Origin of the sequence: Natronosalvus rutilus, from assembly GCF_024204665.1 — an archaeon.
Classification (GTDB): domain Archaea; phylum Halobacteriota; class Halobacteria; order Halobacteriales; family Natrialbaceae; genus Natronosalvus; species Natronosalvus rutilus.
Genome location: NZ_CP100358.1, coordinates 28,148 through 44,323, shown reverse-complemented (window position 1 = coordinate 44,323; position 16,176 = coordinate 28,148). Strand labels below are relative to the sequence as shown.

Annotated in this window: 29 protein-coding genes; 18 read left to right on the top strand and 11 right to left on the bottom strand. The window is 62.8% G+C overall.

Going from position 1 to position 16,176, the window contains the following annotated elements:
* Positions 1–2 precede the first annotated feature (2 nt).
* From NGM29_RS21005 to NGM29_RS20980, 6 genes are all read left to right on the top strand, one after another.
* On the top strand, positions 3–929 hold the full coding sequence (locus tag NGM29_RS21005; protein ID WP_254161528.1) for a hypothetical protein: 927 nt from the start codon (positions 3–5) through the stop codon (positions 927–929).
* A complete protein-coding gene (locus tag NGM29_RS21000) occupies positions 926–1,630 on the top strand; it encodes a LamG domain-containing protein (protein ID WP_254161527.1) in 705 nt (234 codons plus the stop codon). The genes NGM29_RS21005 and NGM29_RS21000 overlap by 4 nt, the downstream gene beginning before the upstream one ends.
* Before the next feature lie 2 nt (positions 1,631–1,632).
* A complete protein-coding gene (locus tag NGM29_RS20995) occupies positions 1,633–4,356 on the top strand; it encodes a right-handed parallel beta-helix repeat-containing protein (protein WP_254161526.1) in 2,724 nt (907 codons plus the stop codon).
* 145 nt (positions 4,357–4,501) lie between these two features.
* On the top strand, positions 4,502–4,957 hold the full coding sequence (locus NGM29_RS20990) for a hypothetical protein (protein WP_254161525.1): 456 nt from the start codon (positions 4,502–4,504) through the stop codon (positions 4,955–4,957).
* Entirely contained in the window at positions 4,950–5,333 is a 384-nt protein-coding gene (locus NGM29_RS20985; RefSeq protein ID WP_254161524.1) for a hypothetical protein, read from the top strand. Before NGM29_RS20990 ends, NGM29_RS20985 begins: the two co-directional genes overlap by 8 nt.
* The gene (locus tag NGM29_RS20980; RefSeq protein WP_254161523.1) at positions 5,333–5,929 is read left to right on the top strand and encodes a hypothetical protein; all 597 of its coding nucleotides are present in this window, start codon (positions 5,333–5,335) and stop codon (positions 5,927–5,929) included. The genes NGM29_RS20985 and NGM29_RS20980 overlap by 1 nt, the downstream gene beginning before the upstream one ends.
* Here NGM29_RS20980 and NGM29_RS20975 read toward each other — a convergent pair.
* The 9 genes from NGM29_RS20975 to NGM29_RS20935 form a co-directional block, all read right to left on the bottom strand.
* A complete protein-coding gene (locus NGM29_RS20975) occupies positions 5,923–6,243 on the bottom strand; it encodes a hypothetical protein (RefSeq protein ID WP_254161522.1) in 321 nt (106 codons plus the stop codon). The genes NGM29_RS20980 and NGM29_RS20975 overlap by 7 nt on opposite strands.
* Before the next feature lie 120 nt (positions 6,244–6,363).
* Positions 6,364–6,615, bottom strand: a complete 252-nt coding sequence (locus tag NGM29_RS20970) for a hypothetical protein (protein WP_254161521.1) — start codon at positions 6,613–6,615, stop codon at positions 6,364–6,366.
* Positions 6,616–6,682: 67 nt separating this feature from the next.
* On the bottom strand, positions 6,683–6,868 hold the full coding sequence (locus NGM29_RS20965) for a hypothetical protein (protein WP_254161519.1): 186 nt from the start codon (positions 6,866–6,868) through the stop codon (positions 6,683–6,685).
* A gap of 90 nt (positions 6,869–6,958) precedes the next feature.
* Positions 6,959–7,423, bottom strand: a complete 465-nt coding sequence (locus NGM29_RS20960) for a hypothetical protein (RefSeq protein WP_254161517.1) — start codon at positions 7,421–7,423, stop codon at positions 6,959–6,961.
* A 2-nt stretch (positions 7,424–7,425) separates the two neighbouring features.
* Entirely contained in the window at positions 7,426–7,836 is a 411-nt protein-coding gene (locus tag NGM29_RS20955) for a hypothetical protein (protein WP_254161515.1), read from the bottom strand.
* 210 nt (positions 7,837–8,046) lie between these two features.
* Positions 8,047–8,340 carry an outer membrane lipoprotein carrier protein LolA gene (locus NGM29_RS20950; protein ID WP_254161513.1) on the bottom strand — a complete coding sequence of 98 codons (294 nt, stop codon included), beginning with the start codon at positions 8,338–8,340 and terminating at the stop codon, positions 8,047–8,049.
* A gap of 1 nt (position 8,341) precedes the next feature.
* Complete coding sequence (locus NGM29_RS20945) at positions 8,342–8,632, bottom strand: hypothetical protein (RefSeq protein ID WP_254161511.1); 291 nt, start codon at positions 8,630–8,632, stop codon at positions 8,342–8,344.
* A gap of 130 nt (positions 8,633–8,762) precedes the next feature.
* A complete protein-coding gene (locus NGM29_RS20940; protein WP_254161509.1) occupies positions 8,763–9,326 on the bottom strand; it encodes a class II glutamine amidotransferase in 564 nt (187 codons plus the stop codon).
* A gap of 13 nt (positions 9,327–9,339) precedes the next feature.
* Entirely contained in the window at positions 9,340–10,377 is a 1,038-nt protein-coding gene (locus tag NGM29_RS20935) for a hypothetical protein (RefSeq protein WP_254161507.1), read from the bottom strand.
* A 172-nt stretch (positions 10,378–10,549) separates the two neighbouring features.
* Between NGM29_RS20935 and NGM29_RS20930 the strand changes: the two genes are divergently transcribed.
* Positions 10,550–10,696 (top strand): hypothetical protein, encoded by a 147-nt coding sequence (locus NGM29_RS20930; RefSeq protein WP_254161504.1) that lies wholly within the window; start codon positions 10,550–10,552, stop codon positions 10,694–10,696.
* Positions 10,697–10,823: 127 nt separating this feature from the next.
* Complete coding sequence (locus NGM29_RS20925) at positions 10,824–10,970, top strand: hypothetical protein (protein WP_254161502.1); 147 nt, start codon at positions 10,824–10,826, stop codon at positions 10,968–10,970.
* Positions 10,971–10,991: 21 nt separating this feature from the next.
* Here NGM29_RS20925 and NGM29_RS20920 read toward each other — a convergent pair whose 3' ends face one another.
* The gene (locus NGM29_RS20920; RefSeq protein ID WP_254161501.1) at positions 10,992–11,303 is read right to left on the bottom strand and encodes a hypothetical protein; all 312 of its coding nucleotides are present in this window, start codon (positions 11,301–11,303) and stop codon (positions 10,992–10,994) included.
* Positions 11,304–11,393: 90 nt separating this feature from the next.
* Here NGM29_RS20920 and NGM29_RS20915 point away from each other — a divergent pair, with 90 nt between their 5' ends.
* The 3 genes from NGM29_RS20915 to NGM29_RS20905 are packed head-to-tail and all read left to right on the top strand — an operon-like array spanning position 11,394 to position 12,097.
* Complete coding sequence (locus NGM29_RS20915; protein ID WP_254161500.1) at positions 11,394–11,648, top strand: helix-turn-helix domain-containing protein; 255 nt, start codon at positions 11,394–11,396, stop codon at positions 11,646–11,648.
* Between the two features lie 4 nt (positions 11,649–11,652).
* Positions 11,653–11,811 carry a hypothetical protein gene (locus NGM29_RS20910; RefSeq protein WP_254161499.1) on the top strand — a complete coding sequence of 53 codons (159 nt, stop codon included), beginning with the start codon at positions 11,653–11,655 and terminating at the stop codon, positions 11,809–11,811.
* A 4-nt stretch (positions 11,812–11,815) separates the two neighbouring features.
* Positions 11,816–12,097, top strand: a complete 282-nt coding sequence (locus NGM29_RS20905) for a hypothetical protein (RefSeq protein ID WP_254161498.1) — start codon at positions 11,816–11,818, stop codon at positions 12,095–12,097.
* On the opposite strand, the gene NGM29_RS20900 is transcribed toward NGM29_RS20905, so the two are convergent.
* Entirely contained in the window at positions 12,091–12,546 is a 456-nt protein-coding gene (locus NGM29_RS20900; RefSeq protein WP_254161497.1) for a hypothetical protein, read from the bottom strand. The genes NGM29_RS20905 and NGM29_RS20900 overlap by 7 nt on opposite strands.
* A gap of 207 nt (positions 12,547–12,753) precedes the next feature.
* On the opposite strand from NGM29_RS20900, the gene NGM29_RS20895 reads away from it, so the two are divergent.
* The 7 genes from NGM29_RS20895 to NGM29_RS20865 all read left to right on the top strand — a co-directional run bounded on the left by NGM29_RS20895 (position 12,754) and on the right by NGM29_RS20865 (position 16,104).
* Positions 12,754–13,131: a hypothetical protein gene (locus tag NGM29_RS20895; RefSeq protein ID WP_254161496.1), complete on the top strand. Its 378-nt coding sequence runs from the start codon at positions 12,754–12,756 to the stop codon at positions 13,129–13,131.
* A 282-nt stretch (positions 13,132–13,413) separates the two neighbouring features.
* Complete coding sequence (locus tag NGM29_RS20890) at positions 13,414–14,148, top strand: hypothetical protein (RefSeq protein ID WP_254161495.1); 735 nt, start codon at positions 13,414–13,416, stop codon at positions 14,146–14,148.
* The gene (locus NGM29_RS20885) at positions 14,145–14,507 is read left to right on the top strand and encodes a hypothetical protein (protein ID WP_254161494.1); all 363 of its coding nucleotides are present in this window, start codon (positions 14,145–14,147) and stop codon (positions 14,505–14,507) included. Before NGM29_RS20890 ends, NGM29_RS20885 begins: the two co-directional genes overlap by 4 nt.
* Before the next feature lie 597 nt (positions 14,508–15,104).
* Positions 15,105–15,374: a hypothetical protein gene (locus tag NGM29_RS20880; RefSeq protein WP_254161670.1), complete on the top strand. Its 270-nt coding sequence runs from the start codon at positions 15,105–15,107 to the stop codon at positions 15,372–15,374.
* On the top strand, positions 15,375–15,530 hold the full coding sequence (locus NGM29_RS20875) for a hypothetical protein (RefSeq protein WP_254161668.1): 156 nt from the start codon (positions 15,375–15,377) through the stop codon (positions 15,528–15,530).
* 95 nt (positions 15,531–15,625) lie between these two features.
* Positions 15,626–15,868, top strand: coding sequence for a hypothetical protein (locus NGM29_RS20870; protein ID WP_254161666.1), 243 nt, complete (start codon positions 15,626–15,628; stop codon positions 15,866–15,868).
* Positions 15,869–15,870: 2 nt separating this feature from the next.
* A complete protein-coding gene (locus NGM29_RS20865; protein ID WP_254161664.1) occupies positions 15,871–16,104 on the top strand; it encodes a hypothetical protein in 234 nt (77 codons plus the stop codon).
* Positions 16,105–16,176 lie beyond the last annotated feature (72 nt).

Sequence of the window (16,176 nt, the reverse complement as noted above, 5' to 3'; positions counted from 1 at the left end):
CCATGACACGAGCACCAGAATTCGAGATAGTTGTACCGGACCCGCTTTTCCCGGTGACGTTCCGGGCGTTCAGCGAGGGAATCTACGGCCACGGCGTGATCGGCATCGGCGGGCTCGAGGCGACCGCGGGGAGCGGCGACTGGGACGTCGACGTCGCGGCCGGCGAGGTCCAGTACGATGGACAGCGGTTCGAGCACGCGGCAGCCGACACGCTGACGGTGAACCAGCCTGACGCGGACCCGCGGTGGGACGTCGTGTACTTCGATACGGCGACCGAGTCAGTCGGGATCAAGACCGGCACGCCGGGGTCGACACCGCAGCCCGAGGGCATCGGTGACGGAGAGGTGCTGATCGCATACATCGAGGTCGACACGGACATGCCGAACCTGACCGACGAGGACGTCAGGAACTGGCGGACTCGGCCGCAACCCGCGGCGAACGCTCCCCTGGATCACAACGACGTCGACGGGCAGACGGTCCACGAGGGCTTCACCTGGCTGGTCGGGAATACGGCGACCTCCCCCCACGGGAACGATGAGCACGACCCGAACTTCAGCCAGGAGGGCCACGATCACTCCGGCGAGACCCTGGGACAGACCGAGGCGCTGGCGCGGATCAACGCCCTGGTGGCGGAGATCGAGACGCTGGCGGCCGACCTTGACCTGGACGGGAACGCCCTGACGAACGTCGCCAGCCTCACGGCGACAGCGGCATCGGTGAGCGATCAGCCGAGCTCCGACACTGACGTCGCCAGGAAGGCCGAGGTGGACGCGGTCGCTTCGGACGTCCAATCAGTGGAGGACAGCATCGATATCGACACGCTGGCGGTGACTCAACGGAGCGAGCTCCCTGATCCGGATAGCCTGGAGGAGCCGACGCTGGCGTACATCGAGGATGAAGACCGATACGCGGGGTTATTCCAAGAATGACACACTTTAACCTGTGGAGAGACCTGACGACGGGCGACCCGATCTACCGAAACATGGCCGACCGGGCCGACTACCACTGGAAGATCGACGAAGGAAGCGGAGGGACGATCACCTGCTCGGTCACCGGCGAGGTCGGGACGATCAACGGGGCGAGTTGGGTCTCCGGCGACTGGATAGGCGGGTACGGGCTCGAATTCGCTGCAGGCGACTGGGTCCAGTTCGACCTGGATTCGACGGCGTTCGGCGGTGAGGAACAAATGTGGGTGTCAGTCGCGTTTACGGACTACGAGCCGAACAACCGGGGAATCCTGGCATCGGTCGTGGACACGTCCGATTCCGACCGCTGGAACCTCGAGACGGGAAGCTGGGATCAGGACGGCCGTATCGGCTGGTGGATGAGCGGCGATAACAACATCACCAGCGGGGCGGGCTCCGTCTCGGCGGACACGCAGTACCACACCATCGGCATCCACGACAACCTGAATGACAACCGGGAGATCATGCTCAACGATCAGTCGATGAACACCACCACGTCCAGCGGGACGGTCCCCGGTGGTGAGCCGACGACGTTCAAGATCGGGCGTCGGGGCTCGGGCAGCCGGGAGTTCGTGGGCGTGATCGGCGAGGTAATGATCGGGTTTACAGGGCTGACCAGGGACGAGAAGACGGCGCTGTACGACCGCCAGCCGTTCTCACAATAACCATGTCCGGAAATAACGACGAGCTTCCGGAGCGGAATTCGTTTGCCTTCATTGAGGGCAGTCTGATAGCAACGGGATTTCAGGCAGAAGAGTCAGACGTCGTCCTTTCGGTACCAGAGGACTACGACACGATCAAGGACGCCATCGAGCAGATCGAGTACGAGCTCCTGCCGGTCAACTCGCGGGTGGTGATCGAGGTCGCGGAGGGGAGCTATTCGGGCGGTCGATGGGAGGAAACGACGACGGTGACGCACGCCCAGGCCGGGGCGGTGAACATCGTCGGGCTCGGGAACGGCGCGGTGATCGAGACGGGCCTATCTGACGGGGAGACGGTACAGACCTCCCACGGGCTCATGCAGCCGTTTTTGCATATCGATAACACGAGCTTCGGTGAGGTGACGAACATCGAGGTTCACGGTGAGGACCTCGAGTCAGGGGTGAACGCCGGCGGGCTCCTGGTGACGGGCGGGGAAGGGTCAGTGACGACCGACGCCAGGTATCAGTTCCCGACCGTCGACGGCGACGTCTTCGGCATCGCGGCTCACGATGGGGCGTTCGTCGACGCGCGGGGTGCGGACGTCAGCGGGACGGGCAACCGTGACGAGTTCGAGGCAGGCGGCGTGTACGAAGGCGAGACGCCGGACATGAATTCGGCCGGGAACGGCCTGTGGGCGCTGAATGGGTCACGGGCGCTGGCCGACGGGATCACGGCCAACTGGTGTGGGGATATCGGCATCCACGCGAGCCGGGGGAGCACCATCGTCGCAGAAAACGCCGAGGCCGAGGACGCCGTCCACCACAACCTGATGGCTACGCGGGGGTCGACGCTGTACGCGACCGGGGGGACCTTCCGGCGCTCCCTAGACGACTGTGCTGTTTCGATCAGTGGGTCGGTGATCGAGGCGGCCGAGTCAGACTTCTCGGAGGCCGGCACCCACGGGATTGTCGGGACCGGCGGGAGCCGGTTCAACGCCGAGGATTGTACGATCACGGACTGCGTCAGCGACAACGTCGTCGCGAACCGGTCCTCAACGATCAGCATCAAAGGGTCGATCTGCACCGGGGGGAAAGAGCGGGATAACGTCGCGGCGCTGCGGGGGTCGACGATCAACGCCGACTCCGTCGACGCGAGCGGGGCGTTCCGGCACGCGGTCCTGGCCATCGAGGGGTCGACGGTCAACTTCACGGACGGGATTGCAAAGAACACCGGCGGGCAGGCGATGGTCGGGAGCCGCAACTGTCTCATCAACGCCGAGCGGGTGGTGATCGAGAACCCCGGCCACGACGCCCTCGTCGCGAACGAGGCATCGATGGTCAACTGCCCGAACGTGCAGATCACGGGCGGGGCCCAGGACGGAGTGGTCTCGCTTCGGGGCTCCGCGGTGAACGCCGAAGGGGCGACCGTCGACGGGCCGACGAGGCACTGTGCCCTGGCGACCGAGGGGTCGGTTATCAACTTCAACACGGGGACGGCCACGGGAAGCGGCGCGGAGGGCGTGATCGCGTCCCGGGCGTGCATCATTAACGCCGAGAACGCCGTGGTGACCGACTGTGGGACCGTCGATGCTGTCGATGGGGTGACGGCGAACGAGGTATCGTTCATCAACTTCCAGGGCGGTGAGGTGAGCGGCAGCGGTCGCGATGGTCTCTCCGCGCTTCGAGGGTCAGTGGTGAACGCGGGGGAAGCCTCAACGACCGATAACGACCGGAAGGGGCTTCTGGCGTACCAGGCCGGCCGGATCAACTTCGACAACGGGACCGCGACCAACAACGGCGAACGCGGGGCCGAGGCGACCCGAGCGTCAGCGGTGAACGCCCAGGACGCAACGATCAGGGAGAACGGCGGGGATAACGTCCTGTCGTATGGCTCGTCGACGCTGACGGTCAACGGCGGGGACTGCTCGCTCGCCGGCGGGAACGCGGTGGTCTCGGAAGGAGCATCCCGAGTGTACGCGAACGAGGCGGACCTTTCAGACGCCACGGAGCGGGGCATCGACTGTCACGATGGGTCGCTGGTGTCGGCCCGGAACGCCGACTGCAGTTCGGCGGGAACGGACGGCATCGCGGCCCAGAACGGTTCGATAGTTCACGCGACCGGAGCCTACTGCAGCTCCGCGGATTTCGCCGGTGTATTCGCCTACGAGGGGTCGACGATCAACTTCCACAACGGGGAAGCCAATCTCTGCAGCCAGACCGGCATCGAGGCGACTCGGTCGTCGACGATCAACGCTCACGATGCGCGGGCTTCGACGAACGCCGATAACGTCCGGGCGGACTACGCCTCGACGATCAACGTCCACAACGCTGATCTGACCGATTCGAACGGGGACGGTATCGTCGCGAACCGAGGGTCGACGGTAAACGCCTCGGGTGCGTCAGTGGACGGCGCAAGCGTCCAGGGAGTACTCGCCTACGAGGGGGCCCGGATCAACTTCTCCGGTGGATCAGCGGTCAACACTGGCAGTCGGTCTATCGAGGCCACGCGGGGCTCCTGGATCAACGCCCATAACGCGACCGCGGATACCGTCAACCTGTTTTCCGGGAGTTGGATCAACTTCACGAACGGGACGGGCAGTGTCGCCAGTTCGATAGATATGATTAGCGAGAAGGGGATCTTCTTCGGCGGGCCGGCGATGGAGGACGCCTACGCACCGAGCCCGCACGGGAACGATCACCACGACCCGGACTTCTCCGAGGTCGAACACGACCACACCACCACGGAGTAGCCTTCACAAGCGGCAGATCGCTGTTTTTTGGCCCACCTCAACCCCATCGGTTCGAGACCTCCAGGTACGGAAAAGTAAATACTCGGGGACTTCCTTTTCCCGTGTAAGTCATGTGTAATACCATACTCGTAGGGTGGGTTACCTGATGCAAGACCCCAATCTCTTTCTCGCGGCTCTTCTCGGGGTGATCGGCCTGGCCAGTACGGGAGCTGGCTTTCTGTACCGGCGGGACGGGAAACAACAGGAGGACATCGACAAGAACGGGAAGGCGATCAGCGATCTGGACCGGGGATTTGTGCAGCTCACGACGCGGCTTTTCGGCCACCCGGACGACGATTCTGACCGGGGAGCCGTCTCCCAGCGGGCGACCGAGATACAGCGGGCGGAAGAAGACATCGAATCCTTATCAGCGGAGATTCACTCGGTCAAAGACCAATCCGAGCAGAACGGGACCTCCATCGAGCACCTCGAGGCGCGGGTTGCCCAGCACGCCCATTCGACCCAGCGGGCGCTACACCGGATTGAGACACACCTGGACGACGATATCGTCCGGGACGACGGGGGCGACCTCTTTCCAGACGGAGGCGAGGAGGATGAGTGAGGTCGACGACCGCCAGCCGGCCGAGCTCGAGGACCGGCTTCGGGCGGGCGACGACGTCCTGTACCGTGTTCCGGTGATCGATCACCCGATCTCGGTAAACGAGTTTCACGCTCACGTTATCGGCATCGGTTCTGGCATCCTGGTCACCGTGGCCTACCTGATCGGCTACGAGGCCATCGGCTTCTTCTCGGGGGCTGGCCTGGTCGGGTACGCACTTTTCGGCCGGCCGTTCCTGCGGTCACTCTCTCACGACGCTGACGAGTACGAAAAGAGCATCGCGCTAAAGACGATCAGGTGGGAGCCGTGGCACTTCCTGGGGGCGTTCCTCCTGGGTGTCGGGGCGATCACGCTCACCACGGGGACATGGCTGTCGTGATGAGCCCGAAGCGAGACGATGGGCCGGGGCCGCAGTTCGCCCGGTTCGAGGCGCTGTTTTCCGAGGAACTGGAGGAGCTCCAGGAGATCGCGACCGAGCGGGACGTCACCCTCGAGGAAGTGAGCGAGGCGTACTTCGTGATCGTCAACGGCGACCCTCCGATGGTCACGCACTCCCGGCTCCAGGAGGAGCTCGGGAAAGCGGGGCCGGAGACCTGGAACACGGCATCGGTCCTGGTCGACTTCGGTGAGGTTCACCGGTCGAAGGGCAACGACTGGTGGTGGATAGTCGCGAGTGAGTTCCTGGCGGGACTCTGTGAGAAGCGGTCGATCAGCCTGAAGAAGTACCTCGAAATGGAGGGAGATCTGCGGGTGTTCCAGGACGATGCCCGTCAGTGGTACGAGCGGCGGCACATGCACGGGAACCTCCAGGAGCGGACCATGCGCGAGATCAAGCTCGAGCACTGTCAGCGGCTCCAGGAGCGGTACTACCCGAAGAAACGCCTGGACCCGGAGAACTTCCACGATCACCAGGTCGCGCGGTACGTAAAGACGGCCCAGGACGTGATCGTGGAGGCGCTCAACCTGTCCTACTGATCCTGGCCCTGGCCCCGCCCGTCGCCATCGGTTTCACCGATCTCCTCACCGAAGCACTCCGGGCAGTCACAAAGCGGATGGTACCCGGGCGGGAACACGGCAGCGGGCTTTGCCTTCCAGGAGGACTCACTCCCGACGAGGGAGGTTTTACAGGCGACCTCCACCTCGTCACCGTTCTGGATTTCGCCCGGGCCGGGGTTGCCCTTCACCTTATGGATTCGGCGCTGGGTACCGTGGCAGTTCGTGATCGCGACCCAGTCGGCGTGCTTCCGGTGATCTGGGGGGCCGGACCCGGGGGTTGCAGTCTCACTCATCGCGACCACCGGCGAGGCAGCCGACGTCACTGTGGCCGCGTACTGGTCTCACGTTTGCCTGACGTGACGCAGGCTTTTTACTTCCACCCGGTATAGTGAGGATGCGGTCCGAAGGAAGTTTCATAGCCTGTTACCTCCTTCCCGGACCTTCTGAGGAACCATCAACGTGAGCCGATAGGCTCGCGTTTCCTCGTCGAGCTCACCGGCGACAGTAACATCGAAGCCGGCCTGCTCCGCGAGGTCGATCAGGCGGTACTTCGCCCGGGAAGTGTGGGCGAGGGCGATAATCCGTCGGTACCCGTCGCGGGTGAAGTCGACGAGCTCGGCAGCGTCGTGACCGGAGATCGCGTCGGCCAGGTCGTACCCGTTCATGCCGGGATCACCTGCTCCTCGAGGCGGCCGGGCGGGCGTTCGAGCTCGTGACCCGGTCGGCGCGTCGTCAGTCTTCGAATTCCGCCAGCTTGAGGGTCGTGTACCCGATCACGAGCAGGCACACTGCGATGACCGGGATGCCGATCATGTGGTTGAGAACACCAACGAACCCGACCCCGATCACGCCGAACGCGGTCAGGATGGCTGCCGTGTGCAGGTTTTCGAGCCGGTGTTCTGTGAGCGACACGTTCATCACACTTATCTCGCGTAGGTGAACCATTGTTATTAATCCTGGTGGTGGTTTTAGGGGGGTATCCCTCCGTGTCGGGGGTGTTCTGACGGCTCATAGCTCCCTGCCGTTGTGGGTCCAGAACCCCTCAATTCCCTGGCTGCGGGCTTCGATGAGGTCGTTTTTCGGGTTACCTTGGACCATCACTTCGCGGGTGACCGTCAGGACGCCCTCCTCGTGGTCGTAGTCTGGGACGGGGATCACGTACCCGGCCTGGATGGTTTCGAGATCGCCGGCGAGGCGGTACACCCTCGAGGTGTCGGAGAAGTCCTGGTGGGCTGGGACGGCGAAGATATCGCCTTCGCCGTCGTCACCGATCACCAGGAGCTCCGCGGTGACGAGCTCGGTGCCGAACCCGTCAGCGTAGGTTTCGAACCAGACCTGGATCACCTCGCCCTGGGTCAACGCTTCATTCTCCCGGTCGACGATGGTGTGAGTGCCGGGGTACAGCGGCTCGCCCGGTCGCTCCGTCTCGTCAGCGAGCTCGACGCCGTCGGGGGTGGGGAAGTCGTCGCTCATCGTTACCACTCCACCGTGGTGCCGTAGTCCCAGGTGTCCAGTTCGGGGATTTCGTAGTCGCCGGCAGGGTACTTCGCCATGAAGCGGATGGCGCTGACCCAGGCGGCGTCCTTCGAGCCGAGCTCACTGGAGAGGTCGCGTTCGCCGGTGGTGTCAGGGCGGTACACCCGGGCGTTGTACCCGGTGTCGTCGCGGGACGTCTCCGGGGTGTGCATCTGGGTCGGTCGGACGTTCTTGACTACGGCGACGATCTGGCCGGTCTCACGGTGAGCCCAGGCGGCCCGGGCGTCGAAGGGGCGGTCAGATGGGTCCTCGATGAGCTCCCAGGGGCCTGGGATCTGCGGGACGTCGTCGTGCTGTTCGATACGGTCGACCGGCGCTTTGGCCGGTAAGTGTCGGTATGCGGTTGCCATGTTGCCTGTTACCTCCTGCATTCATTGCATGGACGGGGTACACCTTAAGGGTTGTGCCTCGTGGTTAACCGTGGACGGGTGAAAAGGAGTTACGTGAGCAGTGCCACCGCCAGCGCGAGGCCGGCGGGCGGGATCAGCATGAGACCGATGGCGAGCCAGAACCTGGCCCGGCAGTGCGGCCGGGGCGTGGTGAGCACCGGGTGGCCGGCGCTAGTCGTCCCGGGAGACGATCACGTTCACGCCGGGGTACAGACCGAGCCCGCCGTTCTGCCATTCGATCACGGCGTCGACGCCGTACAGCGAGAGTGGCTGGCCGGCCCGGATGGGCGTCCCGTTGAGGGTGAGCCCTCGGAGCTGGTACCGCTCGCGGTCACCGTCCTGGTCGGTCACCGTCAGCCGGACGCGCTTCCCGTCCGCGCTGATCGTTGCCCGGACGTCGACGTCCTCGTGGGTGACCGTCTTCTCGCGGTCGTCCGAGTCGAGCGGGTGTTGTTCGGCGTTCATCTTAGGCCCCCTCCTCGGCTTCGAAGCGGTATCGCTTCCGGCCCTGATCTGCGGCCGCGCGGTTGTACTTCGCCTTCAGTTCGGTGAGGGTCTCGCCGTACAGTTCGAAGCCGTGGTCGCCGGCGATCTCCTCGGCTGCCTCGAGGTCCGCCTCGGGGAGCCAGGTGTGTACCATCATGCCGGCCCCGCTGCGGTCAGCCGAGATATTGGCGGCGTCGACGTCGGCCGCGGCCAGCGCGTGCATGAATTCAGTCGTCCGGTCCTCCAGTCGTTTCGTAGTAGTTCCGTTCATAGCCTGTTGACCTCCTACATGCAGTCCATATACCCGTTATACCTTAAGGGTTGTCGTTCGTGGTTAACCGTGGTAACAGCCGAGAAAAGAGGTTCGCTGGTCGAGCCGCGGGCCGCGGGCCGCGGGCCGCTTAGAGTTCGACCACCCGGCCGGGCCGTATCGGCTCCTCGCCCGAGCTCCTGATCGCTGCCTCACCGTCAGTGGTGATTCCGAAGCGGCCGGCGTATGCGAACGCCCGGCCGTCGCGATGGATCACGGTGATGGTCTCGCCGGTTATCTCACCGGCGTCCCTGACGACGTCCTCGAACGGTTCGTCGTTGTGACGGTACATCGTCTCGAGCAGCCGGGCAATGTGGTAGCTGTCACACCGGCCGTCGTCCGGGGCTTCGTACCAGGTGCCGTTGTGAGCCAGGGCCGCGACCGCCTCACCCTCGGCGTCGTACACCGGGAACGGGTGGGCGTTCTCCAGGGTGATCTCCCCGCGGGTGGCGTGCCGCGTGTGGCCCAGGGCCAGTTCGGAGCCGTCACACACCGAAGAGACATACGGGGGAATCTCACCGAGGCCGTGCCCGATCTCGAGGCCGTCGTCAGTGACGGCCGCGAAGCCCCACGAATGCCCGCCCGAGTGTTGTTCGTTCTCCTGGCAAGCCGTCAGCGCCTGCGAAACCGCATCCTCACCGCGGTAAACGCTCATCCAACACATCGGCTTAGTCCTCCTGCTCCGGGCCGTGGTCCCATTCGAACTCCCCGCGCGGGGCGTCGAAGTTCCAGAGTGCGTCGGGGTTGTTCTGTGGGCCGTATTCATCCCGGCCGCTGCGGACCAGAATGTGGCTGCGCTTGCGCCAGGTGCCGGGGGTTTGCGGGAAGGCTACCATGATCGCCCGGAGTACCTCCCACATGGTGTCGAATTCGCGCTTGTCGATGCCCGGGAGGCCGCGGTCCTCCTGGAAGGTGATCCCGCCCGGGATCTGCTCCTTCATCGCGGTGAGCAGGCCGACGTCAGCCGCGCGTCGGTAAATCGTCTCGTAGCACGCCTCGAGGGTCGCGCGGTGGTTCTCCAGCTTCGGTGACCAGCCGCCCTCGATGGCTCGGCCGGTCAGCCGGCGGATGAGGAGCAGGCCGTTGAGTGCCATCGCGGGGTGGGCGTCGTTCGCCCGGAGTTCGATGGTCACCGGCTTGTTCCCGGCCGCGGGGTTGAAGGTCACGCTGTTGTAGCTTCGGTTGAAGCTCCGCGGGCGGTTAACGTGACTTTCGATGCTGTCCTGACTGTACCGGGTGAGCTGACCTTCGGCCCAGTGCTCGACGTTGAGGCTGCTGCCGTACCCGCGCTGGCTCCCGTCCCGGAATCCCTCCTCCCAGTTGTGACAGAAGAAGGGGGCCAGGAAGGGGAAGACTTCGGCCACGGTGTTGTAGCTGATAGTCCAGGCCGTGATCGGGTCGTCGAACACGTCACCGGCCACACAGAGGTGGACGTGGCTTCCTGCGCCGGCCCCTTCGTGACTGGCGTGCCAGTCCCAGGTGATATCCTCGTCGCGGGTGTCGGCGTAAAACCGGTTGAGGATGGTCTTGCAGTTCTTGTATGCCCCGATGCTGGTCTCCCGCGGGCCGCTCATGTCGTTGTGCCAGTCAGTGAGCTCGCCGCGGTCGTTGTTCATCGTGTAGTTGCGAACCTCCCGCGGGCAGGCCCCGGGGAATTGTTCGATCTCCATTCCGTGCGTAAATGGGCTGCTTCCGTTGTGTCTCATAGCCTGTTGACCTCCAAGTAGTCCATACACACGGGTTATAATAAGGGTTGTCCTTCGTGGTTAACCGTGCTAACAAGCCAGCAAAAACGCCAGACGTGACCGTTAAACACGAAGGACAACCCTTAAGGCACATACTGTCCATCGAATGCATGCAGGAGGTGACAAACAGGCTATGACAGATTGTGACGCATGCGGAAAGGTGTACAACCAGTTCCTCGGCGACAGATTCTGGGCGGGGCGCTACGACGTCCCCGGCTACGATGAAACGCTCGAGACACTCTGCGACAAGTGCCACCGGAAGCTGATCCGGAACAACTGACGGGCCACCGCGGCCCGTCGTCGTCGCGGTTCGAACACCGAAACCGCAATGCGTGACCGTTAAACACGAAGGACAACCCTTAAGGTACATACTGTCCATGCAATGCATGCAGGAGGTGAAACAGGCTATGACAATATGTGACGGATGCGGCAAGGAGTACAACGCGGCCAAAGAAGGGCCGTTCGAACAAAGCGACTGGCGGGACGTGAAAACCCGCTACGGAAGCGTCCGGGTAGTGTGCCCGACTTGCTTCCGGGGGCTGTACTTCGCGTAGGGCCACCGCGGCCCCACGATTTTATTCGGAGCGCACCTGCTCCTCGATCACGTCGTGGCTGACGGTCGCCGGCCGTTCGACGGTGACGGCGTCGTGGAGGAAGCCGCCGTCCCCATCGGGCCACAACCGCTCTTTCTCGCGATGGCCGTCCTCGGTCAGTCCGACGAGGTGCTCGGCGTAGATCTGCGCGGAGCCGTCAGACCACCGCCGGATGGAGATCGCCCACTCGTCTCCCCATCGGTCAGTGGCCGCTTCCTCGAGCTCCTGGACGAGCTCGGTGTCGCCATCGGTCAGTACCGAGGCAGCCGAACTGGTCGGGTGAGTGATCGACATATGGCCGTGACAACGATGCCGGCGTTCTTAAGGATTGTCCTCGTGGTTAACCGCAGGCTTTATTACGTGGATAACCGTATGGGACGCTGTATGACAGAAAGCAAAGTCCGAGGAAACGTCGAACACGGCGAAGGCGGGAAGTTCAAGGATAAGTACAGCGACGACGACGTCGTCGACGCGCTGCTCGAGGCTCACCCGGAGCCGCTCACCAACAAGGAAGTCGCCCAGCGAGTCGGCTGCTCGAAGCCGACCGCCCACAACCGACTCCACGAGCTCGCCGAGGACGACCGCGTGCTCACGAAGAAGGTCGGAGCGAACGCCCGAGTCTGGTGGGTTGAGGGATAGACCGATGGCCACCCGCGACGAAATCGAGGCCGAGGCCGAGGACGAACTTGAGAAGCTCCGGGATGCCGAACCCATCCCCCTCGAGCAGCAGATGCGCGAGGATAACGAGGCCCGACGGGAAGCGTTCAAACAGTGGCAACGCGAGATCACGGGCGAGGAGTAAATCGATGAGAGGTAACAGGCCAGACGACGAACCGGATGAGTCGGTCAGGTGGGTCCGGGAGATCGAGTTGTTTGACAGCGCCGAGGATATAAAGAAAGTCCGGTTCATCGGGGACGAAAAAACGGTTGACGTCGGGATAACTGACGACGTGATGGTTGACTTCTTGGAAGCAGCCGAGGAAGTGTTCGCCTGGATTCACGAAGACATGGACGAAATCAACCGGATCTCTCGAGGCGACCTAAAGGACCACGATGAGACCGACGGCGAAGGGCCGGCGAGTCAGTAATCGGTAATTTTCACGGGACGCGGTTTGTGTTCGTTGACGTCCCGATCAGGTTCATCGCGACCGCTCACGACGTCACCGAGGATGGCTCCGTGATCGAGCGGGAGCTCATACCAGGTGGTGATCTGGCCCTTTTTCGATGCCCCCCGGCTTTCGTCAGCGACCTCGAGGACGAACGCGGGGTCGAACACGTATGCCTCGCCTAAGCGGGGCTCCTCTCCGAAGAATTCGACCAGGAGGCTATCGGTATCAGCGGCCCGTTTCGTGACTCGCGGGCCGAAGGATGCCAGGCCCTGGTGAGCAGTCTCCTTCGCCACGCAGTAGAAGGTCTGGCCACGGTAGGTGGCCCTGACGCAGTAGGCTCCGTGGTCGTCACGGTAGGTGCGCTGGAGCTTCCATCCCCAGGTGACGATCTGTCGTTTCACCCGCCCGAGCAGGCTGTCCTTCGCCATATCGGTCCATTGTAAGCCGTCCTATAAGATACTTGTCCCACATATACCTAACCAGTCATCTAATCCAAATTACTTAACCAAATATGTACAGATCCGTTATCAGTATTTACAGATGGTACCCAGCATATAACTACGTTGACGACCAACTGATTGATACGATATAGGTGTGACAGTACGATGAGCACAGGACAACCACAGGTCGCAGATATGCCTGACGACGAGCGTAGGATCATCCTCGCAAAGAAAGAATTGTACCAATCTGGAAACAGCCTAAGCGTCTCCATCCCGCCGGATACGCTCGAGAATACGCCCTTCGATGTGGGCGAACATGCAGCGATCTTCAGCCTCCCGGACGAGCGGGAGCTCGCGATCACCGCGGACACCCGCCGGTACTACAACCAGGGGGCGAAGGCTCGGGGGAGCCGGAAAATCCGCGAAAACTCCCACGGGACGGTCCTGCTGACCATCCCGCCGGAGTGCATCGAGGAGGACCTCGGCTACGGAGACGAAGGGGCCAAGGGGGTTAAGGTGACGATCACCGTTGATCCGGTGACTCGCGACCTTTTCCTGGAATTCCCGAAATAACACGCCGTACACCGGCCAACGACGGCCTTTTCGGTTAGATACTTCTCTCGTTCTCACGAATGCATAATCGGTAATGCGAGCGTTTGACCTGTTAGGTAGATATATATAGATGCGGCAAGCACAGTTGGAACTGAACACAAATGGTCGCGCAGTACAAGTTTGGAGAACGGGAAGCCCACCGCCGGGACCTCGCCGTCTCGCCGGGTGGTTTTTCGGTTTCGCGGTTTATAAACCTATCCTCCCGTCTCCGTCACGCGGCCCGTGTTCGTGAGGTAACAGGACATGACAGCGGACAATCTGACGGACGACGACCGGTCCTTCCTCGACTCGCTCGATACACTCGAGGAGATCGAGGGCCAGGGCCAGGATGAACCGTGCGATGAACTGACGCCGGACGAGCTCAAAGAGGAGGTCCAGGACCTTCGCGACGAGGTCCGCGGCTGGCAACAGGTTACCCGAGACCTGGCGAGCGACGTCAGTGAACAACAGGAGACCATCCGCGGACTGACCGCGACCCTCAACGACGTCCAGGCCCGCCTCGACGGGGACGACCCGACGGACCCGCGATCAGGGAACTACTACGAGGATATGACCATCCTCGAGAAGTACGCCTCGATGAGTGAGGACGAACGCCAGGACCTTCTCGCGGGCAACACCTCGAAACTGCGGGCGGTGACGATCTTCGAGCACTGGGGGGACTGGTCACAACACGTCCAGGCCGGCCAGGTGATCTCGACGAACCACACCCGCGGGCGCTACAACAAGATCGCCCTGAAAGTCGACCTGCAGGCGGCGACCGGTGAGACCCTGCACAACGCCGAAGTGTACCGGGCGATGAAGGCCCTCGCGAAGCTCTCGGTCACCGAGACCGAGGAAGTTGAGGAGGTCACCGACTCCGCCGGCCGTGAGCATATCACCGGCGGTGCCTTCGAGTACCACGAGAAGCCGACGCCGGACAGCAGCTCAACGTTCAAGATGGTGAAGCTGGCCGACCCTGACCGGGTGACCCTGCTATGACTGACTGCGGGACACTCGACGAGGAACGCCGGAAGGTGCTGTACGCCGTCCCGGACGATCACAACCCGACGCCCGAGCGCCTCGAGGCGAGCCGGGAAGCCGCGGAGGCTCACGACGTGATCGTCACGCCGAACACTGACACACTCGGGAAGGAGGTGCAGATCACGCTCGACGACGACGAGCTCGTCAAGAGCGTCCAGACGCAGATCGCCCAGGCCCGGAAAGCCGGAACGCCACCGGCTGACTCTCCCCAGAAGGAGGAGGAGCCGGAACCGGAGGATATACAGGACTCACCACGAGTGGACGAACCCACCCCGACACAACCCCGTAACAGCGTTGTTACAGGGACCCCCCCGTAAGGCGTTACAGAGACACCGAAAACCGAGCCACACCCACGAACCCAAGATAAGCCCCGGTAATGAGATAGTGGTTGCATATAACCGCTATTGATACAAGCTGTAACAGTTAGCAACGGGACCGGACCGGACTTTCTACGAAAGTAGGGTACGGTAGTACCGTCCCGGGCCACCAACTCCGTAACAACGCTGTTACTCCGCGGATTCTATGACAAGTCACTTTCCTGGGGTGTAACAGTCGTGTTACGAGGTTGGATCAGCGGTGTTACGGGGTTGCTCCCGGGGACGTCACTCCCCCGCGGTAACAAGGGTCGAAACAGTGCTGTTACGGAGTTGTTCCGGGGGAGGTCCCTCACGGTGAGCTCCCTGGGTAGGATTACGTTGATAGTACCCGCGGTTCTCTTTTCACTCGCCGGGGTGTTTTCGCCTTCGGCACCGTCGTTGCCTCCGTGATCGAGGCCGGATTCCGAGGAGGACTGTCACACCTTCCCTTCCTCCCACCTCTCCTCACCGGTCAGCTTCCCTTCTCACCCACGCTTAACCACGAAGGACAACCCTTAAGGTAGAAGCTGTCCATCGATTAGTTGAGGTCAACAGGCTATGACAGAACACGACGCAGCAACGAACGAACGCGAGCTCACCTTCGGAGTGTACCCTGATGCGGACGGCCCCTTCGCGGTGATGAACCAGGAACGGCCGGACATCCCGGTCGGGGCGCTGGCGACCATCCAGGACCGCGTCGACGACGCCGTCGACGCCGGCCACCTGACCGTCGACGAACCCCTCGAGCAAGCGGGCCAGGTGAAGTACGTCCCCGGGAAACACGACGGCAGCGTCGTCTCGGTGACGATCAACACGGGGGCGCAGTAGATGCCACGCCGAGCATCACCGCCAAAGTCCCGCGAGGAGGCCGAGGAACTTCACGGCGAGGGTGAGGTACAGCAGTGTACCTGCGGTGACTGGTACAGCAAGCACTCCCCAGCCGGGGCGTGCTTCGCCTGCGCGGTCGGACTCAAGCCGTACTGATCTGACCACCTCTTTTTCGACTGACGGCACGGTTAAACACGAACGACAACCCTTAAGGTAGAAGCCGTCCATCGATTAGTTGAGGTCAACAGGCTATGACGACCGAAACCGAGACGACACCGGCCGGCCGGGAAGTACAGGCAGATCAGACGTTCGTGGGCGCGGGGCGCGAGCTCCGAATCTGCAAGATCAAGCGGGCCGAGGGAGAGTTCACGAGGTACGTGATCCAGGGACGGGCCCGCCTGGGCTCGAACCGATGGTCGCAAAAGCAGGCGGTCAACGGAGCCACGCTCGACGAGCGACTCGTCGGCATGAAGCCGGCCGAGGAGGTGTTCTGACGATGGCGACCCACCTCACGACCGACAGCGGGGCGGACGTCACGATCTACCGCTTCCGGGACTTCCTGGGCGCGGGGACGGCCGCACTCATCACGACGCGCTTCGATCACCTGCTGACCGAGGCCGAACGCACGGGCTGGACCGGCTACGGTGACGGTGACAACGACGCCATCGAGTACCCGCCGGCGGTCATGTCCTGGGAGGATCACTTCGACCACACGGGCGAGCGAGCGTAACTGCGGACCCCTTCTTACAAGTTGAGACAATGCCCGAGAGTGCTTATTGGGCTATGTCAGGTAATTTTATAA